Source organism: Actinacidiphila alni, from assembly GCF_900112845.1.
GTDB classification, from domain to species: Bacteria; Actinomycetota; Actinomycetes; order Streptomycetales; family Streptomycetaceae; genus Actinacidiphila; species Actinacidiphila alni.
On sequence record NZ_FONG01000011.1, the window covers coordinates 132,118 to 148,774 of the forward strand.

The following is a 16,657-nucleotide window of genomic DNA, read 5'->3' on the forward strand; positions in this document are numbered from 1 at the left end:
TGAGCGACTGTGAGGCAACGGGAGGGGGGAGCGGGCGGCGGGTCATGTCGGATTGCCCCGGGTGAAGGACGTCCGCAGCCGGTAGCGGTCGCCCGCGTACCGGATCGCCGAGGACAGCAGCGGGCGCTGTGCCCGGTCGCGGACGATCTGCCGCATCTCCAGGACCGGGGTGCCGGCCGCGATGGCGAGGTGTCCGGCGAGGACGCTGTCGGCCGGGCGGGCCTCGATCGTGGTGTCGGCCCGGTCGAGCTGGAAGCCGAGTTCGGCGATGGTGTCGTAGAGCGAGCGGCTGGTGAAGTCGACCCGGTCGAAGCCGGCGGCGATGTCGGCGGGGACGAAGGACTCGTCCACCGCGATCGGCACCCCGTCGAGCATCCGGACGCGGTCGACCCGGAACAGCGGGGTGCCGGGCGCGATCTGGAACGCCTCGGCCTCGTCGAAGGTCGAGGTGCCCAGCTCGCGGCGGAGCACCCGGGAGGTCGGCACCAGGCCCATCCGGTGGGCGGTCTCGGTGAACGACTCCAGTGTGTTGGGCCACTCCTTGCGCTCGGGAGCGGCCACGTACCAGCCGCGGCCGTGCGCCGGGCGCAGCACGCCCTCCTCGACCAGTGCGGTGAGCGCCTTGCGCAGCGTCACCCGGGAGATGGCGAGCATCTGGCACAGTTCGCGCTCGGGCGGCAGCCGCGAGCCGGGCTTGACCTCGCCGGCCGCGATCCGTTCGCGCAGCGCGGTCTTGGCCTGGAGCCACAGCGGCTCCGGGTATGCGGTGGTGAGCGCCGGCGGCGCCGTCTGGTCGGTGCTCATGCCGGGACCTGGACCTTCTCCCATGTACCCGAGCGCATGGAGGTGTAGGCGGCGTCCAGCACGCGGTTGACGATCACGCCGTCCTCGAAGGTCTCCAGCGGGGTCTCGCCGCGCGCGAAGCAGTCCACGAAGTGCCGCATCTCCTGGCTGAAGCCGTAGGCGCGGGCCTCTTCGGGCACCGGGTAGACCCAGCCGGTGTCGGCGTCGGCCTTCTCCACCAGGTAGCCGGCCGGGTGCTCGATGAAGCCCCAGACGGGGGTGGCGGAGGTGTCGGTGACCAGCCGGCCGGCGCTGCCGACCAGTTCGTGCCGCAGTTGCATGCCGCCCTTCTCGATCCAGGACGACTCGACGGTGGCGAGTTGGCCGCCGGCGAATTTCAGCAGCGCGATCGCGGTGTCCTCGCCGGTGGTCCGGTCGGCGTGCGCGAGGGTGGCGCCCCAGGCGAACACCTCGGTGATCGGGTTGTCCTTGCCGAAGAAGTGCCGGGCGGACTCCACGGTGTGGCAGCCCATGTCGAGCAGGGCGCCGCCGCCGGCGGTCTGCGCGTCCCAGAAGTGCGGGGCGTGCGGTCCGGAGTGCGCCTCGCGGGCCCGCATGGTGAGCAGGTCGCCGATGGCGCCGGCGGTGACCATCTCGTGGGCCTTGGCGATGTTGGGCGAGAAGACCGAACTCTCCGCGTAGCCGTGCCAGACCCCGGCGTCGCGGACCACCTTGAGGATCTCGGCCGCCTCGTCGCCGGTACGGGCCAGCGGCTTGGTGCAGACCACGCCCTTACCGGCCACGGCGGCGACGCGTACCGCGTCCAGGTGGGCCTCGTTGGGGACGGCGATCACCACGAGGTCGACGGCCGGGTCCGCGCAGAGCGCCGCCATGTCGTCGTAACAGGCCGCTTCCGGCGCCCACTTGGCGGTCAGCGTCCGGGCCCGTGCGAGATCGCGGGAGCAGGCGGCGACCAGCGCCGCGTTCCGTACGTCCTGGAGCGCGTCCGCGTAGGTGTCGCTGATGAATCCGGAACCTATGAGCCCGACGCCGATCACGCGTTCCTCTTCCCTCGTCATTCTCGCCCCATGATAGCAAAGTGGTGTTGCATTGGTCTTATAAAGGTAAGTCATATAAAGACCACCAGGGACCACTTCGGAGGTTGATCTGCATCACGCCTCCAGCAGCGCGTCGAAAGCGCGGTCCAACGTGGCGTCCACCGACCGCAGTTCGGGGTGGGCGTCGTAGTGCGCGAGCACCTCGCGGGCGCCCTCGGAGAAGGAGACCTCCGGCGCGAAACCGGGGACCAGCGCGCGCAGTTTCGCGGTGTCGAAGAGCATCGAGTGCCGGAAGTCGTGCTCCAGCACGTCCCGCCAGCCCGGCACGTGCTCCGCGATCGACTCGCTGGAGCGGTGCCGCAGCAGCGGCGCGCGCACGCCCGCCGCGGCGGCCAGCGCCAGATGGATCTGGTCCCAGGTGAGGATCGCGCCGCTGACGACATTGACGCTCTCGCCGATCGCCTGCCCGTTGCCGAGCAGCGGTACGAAGGCGCGCGCGAAGTCGCGGGAGTGCATCAGTGTCCACAGCGAGGTGCCGTCGCCGTGCACGACCACCGGCCGGCCGGTGCGCATCCGCTCGATCGCAGTCCAGCCCGCGAGCACCGGGATCACCGTGCGGTCGTAGGTGTGGAAGGGCCGCACGATCGTCAGCGGGAAGCCGGAGGTGCGGTACGCGTCCTCCAGCAGCAGTTCGCAGGCGATCTTGTCGCGCGGGTAGCCGAAGTCGGGCTGTCGGCGCGGACTGGACTCGGTGATCGGGAGCAGCGGCACCGGCCGGCCGTAGACCGAGCAGGTGCTGATGAAGACGTACTGCCCGGCCGTCGCCGCGAACAGCTCCTGGTGGCCGCGCAGATCGTCGGGCGTGAAGCCGACCCAGTTGACGACGACGTCGAACTCGGCGCCGCCCAGCGCCACTTTGAGCGCGGCCGGGTCGCGGACGTCGGCGCGCAGCGTGCGCACGCCGTCGGCCGGGGTACGGGCGGGCTCGCCGCGCGTCACGATCGTCACGTCGGCTCCGCGCGCGACGGCCTCGGCCGCCGCCGCGGAGCCGATCATCCCGGCACCGCCGAGGAACAGCACCCTCATGCCTGCTCCTCGGCCGGTGTCGGGACGTTCGGTGCGGCCGTGGCAGCGGTCGCGGGCACGGTGCCGCGGGACAGGCCGCGGCCGACCAGATGGCCGTAGGAGCGGCGCAGCGCCTCGAAGGTGTCGATGTGCAGCCGCTCCAGTTCGACGATGTGCCACTGGAGTCCCGAGGGGGTGCGCAGGGTGCGTGCCCAGTCGATGGTCCCCTCGCCGATCGGCACCATCACGTCGTCCTCGTAGCTGACGGCCGGGCCGTCCTTGACGTGCACCAGGCGCACCCGGTCACCGAGCCGCGCCAGCACCTCGGCCGGGTCGGCGCCGCCCATCTGCGCCCAGTAGGCGTCGAGTTCGACCAGGACGCGGTCGTCCAGCAGCTCCAGCAGCAGGTCGTACGCCTGCCGCCCGTCGAAGGCCTGGGAGAATTCGGCGAAGTGGTTGTGGTAGGCGATCCGCATGCCGCGCGCCGCGGCGCGTTCCGCGGCCTCGTTGACCCGCTCCACGCCGCGCGCGATCGCCCCGGGCGAGTCGAATTCCTCCCGTTCCATGCTCCAGACCAGGATTGTGGCGCCCAACTCCTCATTGGTGTCGAGCAGTTCCTCGGCGCCCGGGCCTGCGGGGAACGGGGTGTGGGCGCTGGTCAGTGCGAGCCCGGCGGACGCGATGGCGTCCCTGACCCGGGCGGGTCCGTACTGCTCCACCAGGCCGTAGGTCTCCACGCCCGCGTAGCCGAGCGCGGCCAGCCGGGCGAGTGTGCCCTCCAGGTCGGTGCGCGCCTGGTCGAGCACGGTGTACGTCATCACCCCGAGTGCGGCGGTCACTTGGCGCCCTCCCCGGTCCCGTGCTCCAGGCCCGCCGCCCACAGCAGGGACTGCCGGACCAGGGCGCGTACCGGCGGCTCGCCCCAGGACCGCATGTCGTGGCCGAGCGCCAGATAGAGCACCCGGCCCGCGCCCGCCTCGCGGGCGTAGAGCACCGGGATGACCTCGCCGTCGGCGCGGTGCCGCTGGGCGAGCACCGTCACGTCGTCGTCGGCGAGTTCGAACTCGTAGTACTCGTCGAAGAGTTCGAAGTCGGTCAGGCCGCGGGTGACCGGGTGGTCGGCGACGATCTCGATGGTGTGCCGGCCCTCGTGGTGGCCGGGGCCGTGCGAGAGGTAGCGGTTGCCGAGCAGTTCGAACAGCGGGCGGTCGGCGGGGTCGAGCCCGTCGCCCTGCCACCCCATGATGTTGGCGCCGTGCACGCCCACCAGACCCTTGCCGGCCCGTACCGCGTCGGCGAGCGCCTGCTGCTGCTCCGTCGCGAAGTGACCGCCCGCGGTGTACAAGAGGTAGACGTCCGCCTCGGCGGTCTCCGGCCGCGGGTCGGTGAAGCGGCTGGTGCCCATCGCCTTGCGGGTGGCGAATCCGGCCTCGGTGCCGAGCTGCTGGAAGACGTCGGCCGCGCTCAGCAGGTCGTGGTGGATGTCGTCGCCGTTCACGATGACCATGGCTCTCGGGGTCGAGAGGTGTGGCATGCGGTTCCTCACAGAGGTCGTGTGGTGGTGCGTCGGTACGTGCCGGGCCGGTCCCCGTCCGCCGCGCCGCCCGGCGGGCGGAGGTGCGGCGGACGGGGACGGCGGGGTCACACGGGCTTGAGCCGCAGCGCGACGACGGGGTTGGGCACCGGGCTGAAGTAGGGGTTGTCCGGCGAGGGGAAGCCGGTCGCCTTGGCGGTGCTCCAGTTGCCGTAACTGCCCCAGTAGAACATCGGGATCCAGGGCAGTTCCTCGACGAAGATCGTCTCGATCTTGTCGAGGATCTGCTGCCGCTGCGCGTCCGTCGTCGCCTTCGGGTACTCGGTGAACAGCGCCTTGGCCTCGGCGTTCTGGAACCGCTCGATGTTCTGGTAGGTCGGTGTCGCCTTGCCGATCGGGTAGTACAGATTCGGGTTGATGGTGTCGTAGTAGTACGAGAAGGCCCGCGGCGCGGAGTTGACCGGGTAGCCCATCGTGGAGTCGAAGTTGCCCTTGGCCGTGATGGTGTTGATGTCGTTCACGGTGGTCGTGTCGACGGTGAGCTTGATGCCGATGTCCTTGAGCTGGGAGACCAGCACCTGCACCCGGGAGGCGATGTCGGTGTACGCGGAGGGGAAGCTGATCGAGAATTCGACCCGCTTTCCGCCCTTGTGGTAGTAGCCGTCGCCGCCCTTGGTGTAGCCCGCGTCGGTCAGCGTCTTCTCGGCCTTGGCGGTGTCCTCCTCGAAGTTCACGCCCTTGTACTGGGCGGAGACCTGCGAGGTGTAGGCGGGCATCGGCAGCCCGGTGACGCTGGTGGCCGGCGGCGAGCCGGTCGCCGCGCCGACCTGCTTGCGCTTGACGCCGAGGCTGATGGCCCGGCGCACCGCGATGTCGCTGAGCGGCCAGCGCTCCAGGTTGGGGATGATGCCGTCGGTGCCGGCCAGCGGCGCCCAGTAGTTGTTGTGCTTGCTGCGGCTGAGATACGTCTTGTCGGCGTCGGCGATGTACGTGCCGCCCCAGTCGGCGAGGCCCTGGACCAGGGCGTTGGTCATGCTCTGGTTGTCCTTGTACGCCACGAAGCGCAGCGCGGTGATCTCCGCCTTCGGCTGCCAGTAGTCCTCGTTGCGCACCAGCAGGAAGCTCTGCGCGGAGAAGGTGGACAGCTTGAACGGGCCGGTGCCGACCGGATTCTTGTCCGTGTACGTCGTCGGGTTCTTGACCTTCGACCAGATGTGCTTGGGCACGATCGGCACCGACACGACCTCGGTGAACAACTGCTCGGAGGGCACGTCGAAGGTGAAGACGATCTGCGCGGGGCCCGGCGCGGTGACGGTGGCGAAGGCGACACCGCCCAGGTTGAGTCCGGCGTTCTGCTTCAGCATGGTGTAGGTGAACACCACGTCGTCGGCGGAGAAGGCGGTGCCGTCGGTCCACTTCACACCGGTCTGGAGTTCCAGCGTCAGCGTCTTGTTGCCGTCCGACCAGCGCCAGCTCTTCGCCAGCCAGGGCAGGTCGTGACCGATGTCGACGGTGTTGATCTGGACCAGCGGCTCGTAGATGAAGCCGCCCGAGCCCGGGCTGGTGTACGTCAGGCCCTGCGCGGTGTTCTCCAGGAACGGGTTGAAGACCTGGGTGAGGTTGTCGGACTGGCCGGCCACGGTCAGGGTGCCCTTGCCCCCCGAGGTGCCGCCCGAGTTGCCGGAACACCCGTAGAGGGCGAGAGTGCCCGCCGTGGCGGCGGCGCCTGCGAGAAGACCGCGTCTCGTCATTCCTGACGCGATCGACGACTGCGTTGTGGTCACGGTGCGTCTGCTCCTTCGGAGGTGGTGACAGCGGTGTCGGGGGAGGTTTCGGTGGAGAGGTCGGTGGGGCCCGCGGGATCGGCGGGGCCGGTCCCGACGGCGCGCGCGTTGTCGGCCCGCCGTTCGCGGGCCTCCGCGTCGTCGGCGTACAGCCAGCAGCGGGCGGTGTGGCCGCCGGTCAGGTCGAAGGACGGCGGGGCCTGGCTGCCGCACCGCTCCATCGCGAACGGGCAGCGAGGGTGGAAGCGGCAGCCGGCCGGCGGGTCGATGAGGCTGGGCGGCTGCCCGATGTCCCTGACCCGGCCGGAGCCGTCGCGCGCGGGGTCGGGCGCGGAGTCGATCAGCAGTTGGGTGTACGGGTGTGCCGCCTGCTGCGTGACCGCCTCGGACGGGCCGGTCTCGACGACCTCGCCCGCGTACATCACCGCGGTGTCGGCCGCGAAGTACCGGGCGGACGCGATGTCGTGGGTGACGTAGAGCATCGCCGCGTTGCGTTCCTCGGTGAGCCGGCGCAGCAGGTTGAGGATGCCGAGCCGGATGGAGACGTCGAGGCTGGAGACCGGCTCGTCGGCGAGGAACACCTCGGGGGAGGCCGCGAGCGCCCGGGCGATGGAGATCCGCTGGAGCTGGCCGCCGGACAGTTCGTGCGGGTACTTCTCGGTGAACTGCCGTGCGGGCACCAGATTGATCTGCTGGAGCAGGTCGTCGATGACGGCCGCCTGGTCCTTGCCGCGCTTGCCCGGCTGGTGGATCGCGACCGCGCGCTTGAGCGTGCTCGCGATGGTGGCCACCGGGTTGAAGGAGGCGAAGGGGTCCTGGAGGATCAGCTGGACCTTGCGGACGTGGTCGCGGAAGGCCCGGCCGCGCTGCGAGTGCACGGCCTGGCCGTGCAGCCGCACCTCACCGCTGGTCAGCGGGTACAGCTGCGCGAGCAGCCGGGCCAGCGTCGACTTGCCGGAGCCCGACTCGCCGACCAGCGCGGTGATCCGCCCCGCGTACAGGCTCAGGCTGACGTTCTCCACCGCGTGCACCACGCGGGGCGCCGCACCGCGGCGCAGCCGGACGCCGCGGACCGGGAAGTGCTTGGTCACGTCGACCGCTTCGAGCACCGGCCGGGCGCCGCCGCCGGCGGGGGCGGCCGGGGTGGCGGCCGTCCCCGGCTCCTTCGTCAGGTCGCCGCTCATCGCATCTCACCTGTCGCAAGCTCGTTCGTGGTCGTGGTGTCCGGACCGTCCGTGGCGTCCGGACCGTTCGGGGCGGCGCTCTTGGGCGCGCCCTCCGCGTGCAGCAGGCAGGCGGCCCGCGAGGTGCCGCCGTCCGGGCCCGTCACCTGGTAGAGCCGCGGGATCTCGGCGGCGCAGGCGTCGAAGGCCAGCGGGCAGCGCGGCCGGAAGGCGCAGCCGCTGGGCAGCCGGCGCAGGTCGGGCGGCGAGCCGACGATGCCGGTCAGCTCCCGCTTGGGGCCGCCGAGCGTCGGGAAGGACGCCAGCAGACCGCGGCTGTACGGGTGCTGCGGGCGGCGGTAGAAGTCGTCGGCCGCGGCGGTCTCGACGATCTTGCCGCCGTACATCACGGCGATCGTGTCGGAGAGTTCGATCAGCAGCGACAGGTCGTGGGTGATGAAGACGACCGAGAAGCCGAGCCGGTCCTTCAGCTCCATGATCTTCTCGATGATCTGCCGCTGGATGACCACGTCGAGCGCGGTGGTCGGCTCGTCCATGACGATGATCTCCGGGTCGAGCGCGAGCCCGACGGCGATCATCGCGCGCTGCCGCATGCCTCCGGACAGCTCGTGCGGGTACGAACCCGCGCGGTCGGCGGGGATGCCGACGATGCCGAGGAGTTCGACCACCCGGGCGGCCCGCTCCTGGCGGGTCATCCGCGGCCGGTGGGCGATGATCACGTCCTCGATCTGCTCGCCGACCCGCATGATCGGGTTGAGCGCGTGCATCGCCGACTGGAAGACGATCGACAGTTCCTCCCAGCGGAAGTCCCGCAGTTCGTCCTCGTCCATGCCGAGCACGTCGACGGTGCCGCCGTCGGCCTTGGTGTAGACGATCTCGCCCTGGGAGATCTCGGCCGGCGGCTTGTGCAGCCGGGTGATCGCGTACGCCAGGGTGGACTTGCCGGAGCCCGACTCCCCCGCGATGCCGAGCACTTCGCCGCGCCGCAGGGTGAAGGAGACGTCGCTGACCGCGGGGGTCCGGCTGCCGTCGCTGACGTAGTCCACCTTCAGATCGCGGACGTCGAGGATCACATCGGTGCTGTCGGGGGTGAACGGCGCCCCCGCGGGCCGCGCCACGACCGGGCCGCGCTGCTTGACCCGCTTGGTGCGGCGCTTGACGACCTGCGCCCGCTGCGCCTTCTTGGTGCCGATGCCGGCCTGCCGCAGCCGCGGGTTGATGAATTCGTCGATGCCGAAGTTCACCAGCGACAGGGCGGTGCCGAGCACCGCGATGGCCAGGCCCGCGGGGACGAACCACCACCAGGCCCCGGTCAGCAGCGCGCTGCTGACCTGCGCCCAGTACAGGATCGTGCCCCACGACCACTGCGTGACGTCGGTCAGGCCGAGGAAGGCCAGGCTGGCCTGGGTGAGGATGGCGCCGGTGACGGTGCCGAGGAAGGCGGCGGCGATGACCGCGACCTGGTTGGGCAGGATGTCCTTGAGGATGATCCGCCAGGTCTTCTCACCGGTGGCGCGGGCCGCCTCCACGAAGTCCCGCTTGCGCAGGCTCAGCGTCTGGGCCCGCAGCACCCTGGCGCCCCACGCCCAGCCGGTCACCGAGATCACCAGGATGATGCCGAGCGAGCCGCTGTGCGGCAGGTACGCGGCCAGGATGATCGTCAGCGGCAGGCTCGGCAGGACGAGGAAGACGTTCGCCAGCAGCGACAGCGCCTCGTCGCCGAGGCCGCCGACGTAACCGGCCGTCACGCCGACCAGGACCGAGAGCACCGTGGTGACCACGGCCGCGCCCAGGCCCACGACCATCGAGGCGCGGGCCCCGTAGAGCATCTGGGACAGGATGTCCTGCCCGTTCTGGGTGGTGCCCAGCAGGTGCGAGGCGGACGGCGCGGCGCTGGCCGCGTCGCTGACGGCCGACGGGTCGTACGGCGAGATCCACGGGCCGATGACCGCGAGGAACAGGAAGACCAGGGTGATCAGGACGCCGGTCAGCGTCAGGGGGGCGCGCAGCACGCGCAGCCAGACCCGGGCGGGCCCCTGGGACGTGGTGGCCTCCCCCGCGGGGTCGGCGGCGGCGCCGGACTCCGACTCGGCGAGGGCAGCGGATTGCAGGGCCATGGATCAGCTCTCCCTTGTCCTCGGGTCGAGGAACACGTACGCGATGTCCGCGATCAGATTGGCGATCAGCACCAGCACGGTGATGAGCAGGAAGATGGCCGACATCAGCGGGTAGTCGGCCGCCTGGGCGGCCTTGAAGAGCACCGAGCCGATGCCGGGGTAGTTGAAGACGACCTCGGTCACGATGGAGCCGCCGATGACGAATCCCAGCGACATCGCGAATCCGGAGAAGGACGGCAGCATCGCGTTGCGGGCGGCGTAGGCGTACATCACCCGGCGCTTGGGGAGACCTTTCGCCTCCGCGAGCCGGACGTAGTCCTCGCTCAGGGTGGTGACCATCATGTTGCGCATGCCGATCAGCCAGCCGCCGACGGAGGCGACGACGATCGTGAGGGCCGGCAGCACCGCGTAGTTGATGGCGCTGCCGATGAATCCGCCGTTGAGTCCGATGGTCTCGGTGACCGCGTAACCGCCGGACAGCGGGAACCACTTGAGCGTGATGGCGAAGACGTACACGACCATGATCGCGAACCAGAAGTACGGGATCGACGACAGGAAGGTGGTGGCCGGCACGAGCGAGTCGAGCCAGGTCCCGCGTTTCCAGCCCGCGAGCATGCCGAGCGCGGTGCCGATGACGAAGCCGAGCACCGTGCAGACGGTGATCAGGGTGAGCGTCCAGAACATGCTCTGCCCGAGCACATCGCTGACCTGCGACGGGTAATAGGCGTAGGAGGTGCCGAAGTCCCCGGTGAAGACGCTGTGCCAGTAACTGACGTACTGCTGCCAGAGATTCTTGTCCGATTCGCCGAACAGCACCCGCAGCGCCTTCACGGCGGACGGGCTGAGCTTTCCGTGGAACTGGTTGATCAGGTTGTCCGCGGGATTTCCCGGCATGATGCGGGGAATGACGAAGTTGAGGCTGATCGCCGCCCAGGCCGTGAGCAGATAGAAACAGATCTTTCTGAAAAGTATTCGCATCGGTCAGTTCCCTCTGGCATCGAGGCGGCTTGCCCAGCGGGCCGCCCGCCGGACGAGGAGGCGCACGGCGGGCTCTCCCCAGGCCCGCATGTCGTGGCCCAACTGGAGGTAGCAGACACGTCCGTCCCCGAATTCGCGGACGTGCAGCAGGGGTTCGGTGCCGTCGCGGGTCGCGCGGCGGGCGAGGACGCGCACGCCGGGTGCCGTCGCCACGTGGTAGTGCTCGTGGGTCAGCTCGAACGGGTCGATCCCGGCGGTCAGTTCGTGGTCGCCGTCGAGCGTGACGGTGAACCGGCTCTCGTGCGGCGGCGGCCCGTGCGAGACGTAGCGGCTGCCGATCAGGTCGAACAGGGCCGCGTCCACGGTGGTGGAGTGCAGCGCGACCAGTCCGGCGCCGCGGCGTACGGCGTCGGCGAGCGCCGCCCGCTGATCGGCGGTGAAGCGGCCCGCCGCGGTGTAGAGCACGATCAACGCGGCGCCGTGCCCGGTCTCCAGCCGGCCGGTGCCGAGGGCGGTTCGGGTCACGAAGCCCTCGTCGGTCAGCAGCGCCCGCAGCTCGGACGCGGCGGTGAACAGGTCTTCGTACACGTCGTCGCCGCCGAGGACGACGAGCGCGGTCGGGCGGGTGGCGTCGGTACGCCCGGCGGGGCGCTCGGGTCGTACGGGGGTGTCCGGTGTCCGCATCGCGGGGCCGCTCGTTTCAGTAGGTGGAGCGCAGTTCTCCCGCAGGGCTCCAGAAGCCCTGCGCACGCCCGCTGAGCAGGGCGTTGTCCATCCGGTCCAGGGGCAGTGGCACGCGCCGCCGGGACCGGCTGCTCTCGTAGGTCGCGAAGACCAGTTCGGCGCCGCGCAGTCCGTGGCGCGCGGCAAGGGCGGGTTCGCGGCCGGTGTGCAGGCTGTCGACGACGTCCTGGATCGCGTCGCGGGTGCCGGCCACGATCGCCGGGTCGACCCCCCGGTCCCAGGTGCGGGAGTCGGTGTCGAACGGGGAGTCGTGCGCCAGGTCGGCCTTGCCGAAGCGCCGGATCAGGCAGCGGGCGCCGCGGATGTCGGCCCGCCCCTTGGTGCCCTGGAGGATCAGCCCCAGGTTGTTCTGGAGGTTGAGCACCGGGGTGTGCGGTTCGCGTCCGGTGCTGACGGTGGCGCGCACGCCGTCCGGCCAGCCGATCTGGGTGACGGAGGCGGTCTCGACGAAGGCGCCGTAGACATAGCGGTCGAGGGTCACGTCCAGCTGCCCGAAGACCCATTCCGGGGCCGCGTCGCCGCGGTGGAAGAGGATCAGGTCGAGGATGTGGGTGCCCCAGTCGAAGAGATTCGGGCAGTACCCCTCGATCGTCACGACCTCGCCGATCTCGCCGCCTGCGACGCTCTCGCGGGCGAAGCGCTGCACGGCCTCGAAGCGGCGCTGGAGGTTGAAGGTGAGCTGCATGCCCGCGTCGGCCGCGGTCCGCACCATGTCCACGGCCTCGCCGTACGAGAGCGCGACCGGCTTCTCGCAGTGCACGGCGCGGACGCCGGCCGCCGCGGCGGCCCGGACGATCTCCGGGTGCAGGACGGGCGGGGTGCAGACGCTGACCACGTCGGGCCGTTCCACCACGAGCAGTTCGCGGTAGTCGCGGTACACCCGTGGTACACCCAGCTCGTCGGCCAGGCCGCGCGCGGCGGCGGTGTCGACGTCCGCGACGGCGACGAGCGCCGTGCCCGGCACGGCTTGGAGGGCGAGGCCGTGCACGCGGCCCTGCGAGCCCGTGCCGACGACCGCGGCGCCGAGTCCCGTACCGAGAGCCGTCATCCGTCCTCCTCGCATGTGCCGCGCATCGGGTGTGCCAAAGCCATACCACTTGCCGACATCGTAATACGAATGCCGGTCCTGTCTAGAGGGTGAAGCGGACCGAAACTCCGCCGAAACCGGGCACGTTCCGCACTTTTCAGCCACGAATGGCGACAAACCGGCCGTGGGATCGGCGCGATTCGTAGGACACCACTACTGACCACATAGGACCACTTCACTACACTGGTCCACTGTCGTCACCGAGCCTCCAGGAGTTCCCCATGAAGATCAGCCAGCTCGTCGGGCCCCGTACCTCGGAGGTCGTCGCCGCCGAGGACCCGGTCCCCGGCCCCGCCCAGGTGCTGGTCGAAGTGCTGGCCAGCGGTGTCTGCACCTCCGACATCGGGCCGTGGCTCGGGCACGATCCGGCCGCGGAGCCGCTGCGGCTCGGCCACGAGATCGTCGGCCGGGTGGTCGACTCCGGGCGGGACGCGGGCCGTTGGAAGCCCGGCGACCTGGTGACCGGGCTCGGCGGCGAGGGCTTCGCGACGCTCGCGGCGATGGACGCGCACGCCGTTCTGCCGGTGCCGGCCGGCATCGAGCCCGCACACGCGCTCGGCGAACCGGTCGCCGACCTCGAAGAGGCGCTGTCGCGTACGGGGATCCGCGCGGGCGACCGGGTCGCCGTCGTCGGCCTCGGCTTCATGGGCCTCGGCCTCGTCCAGCTCGCCAAGCGGCACGCCCCCGGGCTGCTGGTCGGCGTGGACCCCGACCCGGCCCGCCGCGAGCGCGCCCTGCGGCTCGGCGCCGACCTGGTCTTCGCGCCCGACGAACTTCCCGAGGAGTACCGGACGCAGACCACCCGGGCCGGCGACGCGCGGCTCGCGGTCGTGCTGGAGGCGACCGGCACGACCGGCGGGCTCCGTACGGCCGGCAGTCTGGTGCGGCCCTTCGGCACGCTGTGCGTGGTCGGCTACCACCACACCGGCGACGCGATGATGGACATGGACCTCTGGTACAAGGCCGTCACCGTCGTCAACGGCTTCTGCCCCGACCGCACCCGGCTGATGGCCGCGATGCGCGACGCGATCGGCCTGATCGCCGAACGCCGCTTCAGCTACGAGCCGTTGATCACCCACCGGTTCGGCCTGGACGGCGTGGACGACGCCTTCCGCACCATGACGGAGGCGGGTCCCGACTTCGTCAAGGGCGTGCTGGTGCTCTGAGCCGGTCCAATGCTGCGAGCCGGTTCGGCGTGCTGAGCCGGTCCAATGCTGCGAGCCGGTTCGGCGTGCTGAGCCGGTCCATTGCTGTGAGCCGGTTCGGTGTGCTGAGCCGGTCCGGCCGCGGCGCCGTCAACCGCTTGCGAACGGCGCCGTACGGAAGGCCCGTCAGCCGTGCGAGCGGGCGAAGGACGTCCGCAGCCGGTAGCGCTCGCCCGCGTACTGGATCGTGGAGACGAACAGCGGCTCCTCGTCGGCGCCCACCGCGAGCTGGTGCATGACCAGCAGCGGGTCGCCGGGCGCCACGTCGAGCCGGGCGGCGGCGCTGTCGTCGGCCTTGGTGGCCTCGATCGTGCTGTCCGCGCGGGCGGGCTCCACGCCGGCCGCCGACAGCGTCGCGTACAGCGAGCGGTCGGCGAAGTCGACGTCCTCGATCCCGGGCACCAGGGCCAGCGGGATACGGGTCAGGTCCAGCGCTATCGGGACGCCGTCCAGCAGCCGTACCCGCTCCAGCCGGAACAGCGGTGTGCCGGGCGCGATCGCCAGCCGCTCCGCCTCGTCGATGCTGGCCGGGCTGGCCTGGGCCGTGAACACCTTGGAGTGCGGCTTGAGTCCCATGCGCGCGGCGGTCTCGCTGAAGGACTCCAGGCTGTTGGGCCACTCCTTCTTCGGCGCCGCCTGCGTCACGTACCAGCCCCGGCCGTGCGAGGCGCTGAGCACGCCCTCCTCGACCAGGTGCCCCAGCGCCTTGCGCAGCGTGACCCGGCTGATGCCCAGCTGGCGGCAGAGTTCCCGCTCGGGCGCGAGACGCGAGCCGGGGCGCAGCTCGCCGCGGTCGATCTCGCCGCGGATCAGGTTGACCGCCTGGATCCACAGGGGTTCGGGATAGCCCGGCAGGATCACGCCCGCGACCTCGCGAGAGTCGTTCATACGTGAGGCCCCCATTGTGACCGGCATGGCCGGCATGACCGGCATTGCCGATGTGACGGATGCCGTACCCGATGTCACCGGACGTAACCGGGTGAACGGCGGAGCCAAGGATAGCTTTCCGCCGGCCGGTCTGACCAGGACCCCGGTCCGCGGTGGCGGGCCCCGGGGGGACGGCCGCCGCCGGGGCCGGCGGGCGGGGCGCCGTACCGTCGCCGTAAAGGTGGGCGGGACCGGGCCCGCGCCCGCGTCCGGCGGTGCTTGAATGCCCGGGTGAAGACTCCTTCCGGCGGCATCGACGTCCTGCGGGTGTTCTCCGGTCCCGACCGGCGGCACGGCAACGCGCTCGGCGTGGTGCGCGACGGCGCGCGCTTCCCCGGCCGTACGGCACGGCAGGCGCTGGCGGCCGAACTCGGCTTCAGCGAGACGGTGTTCGTGGACGACCCGGAGCGCGGCACGGTGGACATCTACACCCCGGGGCTGCGGCTGCCGTTCGCCGGGCACCCGCTGGTCGGGGTGGCGTGGCTGCTGGACGTGGAGGTGCTGGAGCCGGAGGTCGGTGAGGTGTTCGTACGCGACGACGGCGAATTCACCTGGATCACCGTGCGCGCCGAGTGGGCGCCGCCGCGCAGCCTGCGCGAATACGCGCTGCCCGCCGAGGTGGACGCGCTGGAGGTGCCGGAGCCGGGCGAGTGGGTGTACGCCTGGGCGTGGCAGGACGAGGCCGCGGGCCGGATCAGGGCGCGCGCCTTCCCCGGCCGCGGCGACGGCATCGAGGAGGACGAGGCGACCGGGGCCGCCGCGCTGCTGCTCACCCAGCGCCTCGGCCGCGCCCTGCACATCACCCAGGGCCGGGGCTCGCAGATCCTCACCGCGCCGGGCCCGGACGGCACCGTCGAGATCGGCGGCCGGGTGCATCTGGAGGCGGTACTCGACGCTCCGGCGCCGGCCCGCTGACCGACGCCGGAGGGCACACGGCGGCCTCTCCCCCGTGCCCGGGACCGTGCCCGAGCCTGCGCCCGGGACCATGCCCGGCGCCCCGTACCGCCCTGCGGACGGGCTAGCCGCCGCCGTCACGAGTCGCGCGATCCGCGCCCACCGCCTTGACTGAGGAGCAGTGTCCGACTGACGGGCGGTGTCCGCCCGGTCCGCAGGGGAGGTCGCGTATGGCCACCGCTCCTTCGGGTCCTCCCGGCGACGCGTCCGGTCCCGGCGGGGTCCGCCCAGGGCGCCGCGGCGGACGGGCCGGGCGGGCGGCGCACCGGATGGGCGAGCGCGCGGCGCAGTGGAAGCGGCGGGCGCTGTGGCTGCGCCGCGAGGCGGAACGCCGCTTCCCGGTGATCACCGAGCTGACCGCCCGGCTGCTGTCGGTGAATCTGCTGGACGCCGGCACCCGGCTGGCGGCCCAGGTCTTCCTCACCGCCGTCCCGCTGCTGTTCGTCGTGGCGGCCTTCGCCCCGCAGGGCGTACGGGACCAGCTGGTGAGCACCGCGCGCAATGTCTTCGGGCTGACCGGCGCGTCCGACGAGCAGCTCAAGCAGGTGTACGGCTCGAACGGCGGCGATCTGCGGCAGACCACCGGGGTGATCGGCGTCCTGATGGCGCTGCTGTCGGCGACCGCGTGCAGCCGGGCGATGGCCCGGGTGTGCGAGCGGGCGTGGCGGCTGCCGCGGGCGGCGGTCCGCGTGGCGCTGTGGCGCTGGGTGGCGTGGATCTCCGCGTGGATGGTGGCGCTGGTGCTGCAGGGGCCGCTGCGCGACGGCTTCGGCCACGGGCTGTGGCTCGGTCTGCCGCTGACCTTCCTCGCGGACGTCGGGGTGTGGTGGTGGACGCAGCGGCTGCTGCTGAGCAAGCGGGTGCCGTGGCTGCCGCTGCTGCCCGGGGCGATCCTCACCTCGCTGGCCATGACGGCGCTGTCGGTGACCGCGCGCCTGTACATGCCGACCGCCCTCAACCGCAGCCTGGCCAACTTCGGCTCGCTCGGCTCGGTCTTCACGATGCTGTCCTGGCTGATCGCGATCTGCGCGGTGCTCACCTTCACCATCACCGCGGGCGCCGTCCTGGCGTCGGAACCGCCGCTGGCGACTCTGCTGTCCGGCGCCGGGCCGGACGGCAGCACGGGCGGGGGCGACAACGGAAGCCCCCAGGGGGCCCCGGGCGGGACCGCCGACACGACCCCGGCACCGGACCGGGAGCCGCGCCGGAATGCCGGTGACGACGGTCTCCTCTAGCG

15 protein-coding genes and 1 pseudogene are annotated in these 16,657 nt (G+C 71.4%); 3 read left to right on the plus strand and 13 right to left on the minus strand.

All coding sequences use genetic code 11. The features are described 5' to 3' along the window. Positions 1-42: 42 nt before the first annotated feature. The 12 genes and pseudogenes from BM076_RS19745 to BM076_RS19795 all read right to left on the minus strand — a co-directional run bounded on the left by BM076_RS19745 (position 43) and on the right by BM076_RS19795 (position 12,295). Positions 43-804: a GntR family transcriptional regulator gene (locus BM076_RS19745; protein ID WP_093714947.1), complete on the minus strand. Its 762-nt coding sequence runs from the start codon at positions 802-804 to the stop codon at positions 43-45. Then, on the minus strand, positions 801-1,862 hold the full coding sequence (locus BM076_RS19750) for a Gfo/Idh/MocA family protein (protein ID WP_218160091.1): 1,062 nt from the start codon (positions 1,860-1,862) through the stop codon (positions 801-803). The genes BM076_RS19745 and BM076_RS19750 overlap by 4 nt, the downstream gene beginning before the upstream one ends. Positions 1,863-1,955: 93 nt before the next feature. After that, entirely contained in the window at positions 1,956-2,927 is a 972-nt protein-coding gene (locus BM076_RS19755) for an NAD-dependent epimerase/dehydratase family protein (protein WP_093714949.1), read from the minus strand. Then, positions 2,924-3,745 carry a sugar phosphate isomerase/epimerase family protein gene (locus tag BM076_RS19760; RefSeq protein WP_218160092.1) on the minus strand — a complete coding sequence of 274 codons (822 nt, stop codon included), beginning with the start codon at positions 3,743-3,745 and terminating at the stop codon, positions 2,924-2,926. The genes BM076_RS19755 and BM076_RS19760 overlap by 4 nt, the downstream gene beginning before the upstream one ends. Further along, positions 3,742-4,413, minus strand: coding sequence for a ThuA domain-containing protein (locus BM076_RS19765; RefSeq protein ID WP_177246518.1), 672 nt, complete (start codon positions 4,411-4,413; stop codon positions 3,742-3,744). Before BM076_RS19765 ends, BM076_RS19760 begins: the two co-directional genes overlap by 4 nt. Positions 4,414-4,547: 134 nt before the next feature. Beyond that, a complete protein-coding gene (locus BM076_RS19770) occupies positions 4,548-6,224 on the minus strand; it encodes an ABC transporter substrate-binding protein (RefSeq protein ID WP_218160093.1) in 1,677 nt (558 codons plus the stop codon). Continuing rightward, entirely contained in the window at positions 6,221-7,408 is a 1,188-nt protein-coding gene (locus BM076_RS19775) for an ABC transporter ATP-binding protein (protein WP_093714951.1), read from the minus strand. Before BM076_RS19775 ends, BM076_RS19770 begins: the two co-directional genes overlap by 4 nt. Then, positions 7,405-8,526, minus strand: a complete 1,122-nt coding sequence (locus tag BM076_RS37585) for an ABC transporter ATP-binding protein (protein WP_322936030.1) — start codon at positions 8,524-8,526, stop codon at positions 7,405-7,407. The genes BM076_RS19775 and BM076_RS37585 overlap by 4 nt, the downstream gene beginning before the upstream one ends. Positions 8,527-8,670: 144 nt before the next feature. Beyond that, positions 8,671-9,525: pseudogene (locus tag BM076_RS37590) on the minus strand (ABC transporter permease); the annotation flags it as partial. A 3-nt stretch (positions 9,526-9,528) separates the two neighbouring features. Next, complete coding sequence (locus BM076_RS19785; protein ID WP_093714953.1) at positions 9,529-10,503, minus strand: ABC transporter permease; 975 nt, start codon at positions 10,501-10,503, stop codon at positions 9,529-9,531. A gap of 3 nt (positions 10,504-10,506) precedes the next feature. After that, entirely contained in the window at positions 10,507-11,187 is a 681-nt protein-coding gene (locus BM076_RS19790; protein ID WP_093714954.1) for a ThuA domain-containing protein, read from the minus strand. Between the two features lie 16 nt (positions 11,188-11,203). Continuing rightward, positions 11,204-12,295, minus strand: a complete 1,092-nt coding sequence (locus BM076_RS19795; protein ID WP_093714955.1) for a Gfo/Idh/MocA family protein — start codon at positions 12,293-12,295, stop codon at positions 11,204-11,206. A 260-nt stretch (positions 12,296-12,555) separates the two neighbouring features. Between BM076_RS19795 and BM076_RS19800 the strand changes: the two genes are divergently transcribed. After that, positions 12,556-13,500 (plus strand): zinc-dependent alcohol dehydrogenase, encoded by a 945-nt coding sequence (locus BM076_RS19800; protein ID WP_093714956.1) that lies wholly within the window; start codon positions 12,556-12,558, stop codon positions 13,498-13,500. 165 nt (positions 13,501-13,665) lie between these two features. Here the strand turns inward: BM076_RS19800 and BM076_RS19805 are convergent, their stop codons facing one another. Then, positions 13,666-14,427 (minus strand): GntR family transcriptional regulator, encoded by a 762-nt coding sequence (locus tag BM076_RS19805; RefSeq protein ID WP_093714957.1) that lies wholly within the window; start codon positions 14,425-14,427, stop codon positions 13,666-13,668. A 270-nt stretch (positions 14,428-14,697) separates the two neighbouring features. Here BM076_RS19805 and BM076_RS19810 point away from each other — a divergent pair, with 270 nt between their 5' ends. Further along, positions 14,698-15,381, plus strand: a complete 684-nt coding sequence (locus BM076_RS19810) for a PhzF family phenazine biosynthesis protein (protein ID WP_093714958.1) — start codon at positions 14,698-14,700, stop codon at positions 15,379-15,381. 209 nt (positions 15,382-15,590) lie between these two features. Further along, complete coding sequence (locus BM076_RS19815) at positions 15,591-16,655, plus strand: YhjD/YihY/BrkB family envelope integrity protein (RefSeq protein WP_322936010.1); 1,065 nt, start codon at positions 15,591-15,593, stop codon at positions 16,653-16,655. Positions 16,656-16,657: the final 2 nt, after the last annotated feature.

What these genes read in the sequence shown, in the direction of transcription:
- BM076_RS19745 (WP_093714947.1), bottom strand. Translation starts at nt 804, where the DNA reads ATGAGCACCGACCAGACGGCGCCGCCGGCGCTCACCACCGCATACCCG.
- BM076_RS19750 (WP_218160091.1), bottom strand. Translation starts at nt 1,862, where the DNA reads ATGACGAGGGAAGAGGAACGCGTGATCGGCGTCGGGCTCATAGGTTCC.
- BM076_RS19755 (WP_093714949.1), bottom strand. Translation starts at nt 2,927, where the DNA reads ATGAGGGTGCTGTTCCTCGGCGGTGCCGGGATGATCGGCTCCGCGGCG.
- BM076_RS19765 (WP_177246518.1), bottom strand. Translation starts at nt 4,413, where the DNA reads ATGGTCATCGTGAACGGCGACGACATCCACCACGACCTGCTGAGCGCG.
- BM076_RS19775 (WP_093714951.1), bottom strand. Translation starts at nt 7,408, where the DNA reads ATGAGCGGCGACCTGACGAAGGAGCCGGGGACGGCCGCCACCCCGGCC.
- BM076_RS19785 (WP_093714953.1), bottom strand. Translation starts at nt 10,503, where the DNA reads ATGCGAATACTTTTCAGAAAGATCTGTTTCTATCTGCTCACGGCCTGG.
- BM076_RS19790 (WP_093714954.1), bottom strand. Translation starts at nt 11,187, where the DNA reads ATGCGGACACCGGACACCCCCGTACGACCCGAGCGCCCCGCCGGGCGT.
- BM076_RS19795 (WP_093714955.1), bottom strand. Translation starts at nt 12,295, where the DNA reads ATGACGGCTCTCGGTACGGGACTCGGCGCCGCGGTCGTCGGCACGGGC.
- BM076_RS19800 (WP_093714956.1), top strand. Translation starts at nt 12,556, where the DNA reads ATGAAGATCAGCCAGCTCGTCGGGCCCCGTACCTCGGAGGTCGTCGCC.
- BM076_RS19805 (WP_093714957.1), bottom strand. Translation starts at nt 14,427, where the DNA reads ATGAACGACTCTCGCGAGGTCGCGGGCGTGATCCTGCCGGGCTATCCC.
- BM076_RS19815 (WP_322936010.1), top strand. Translation starts at nt 15,591, where the DNA reads ATGGCCACCGCTCCTTCGGGTCCTCCCGGCGACGCGTCCGGTCCCGGC.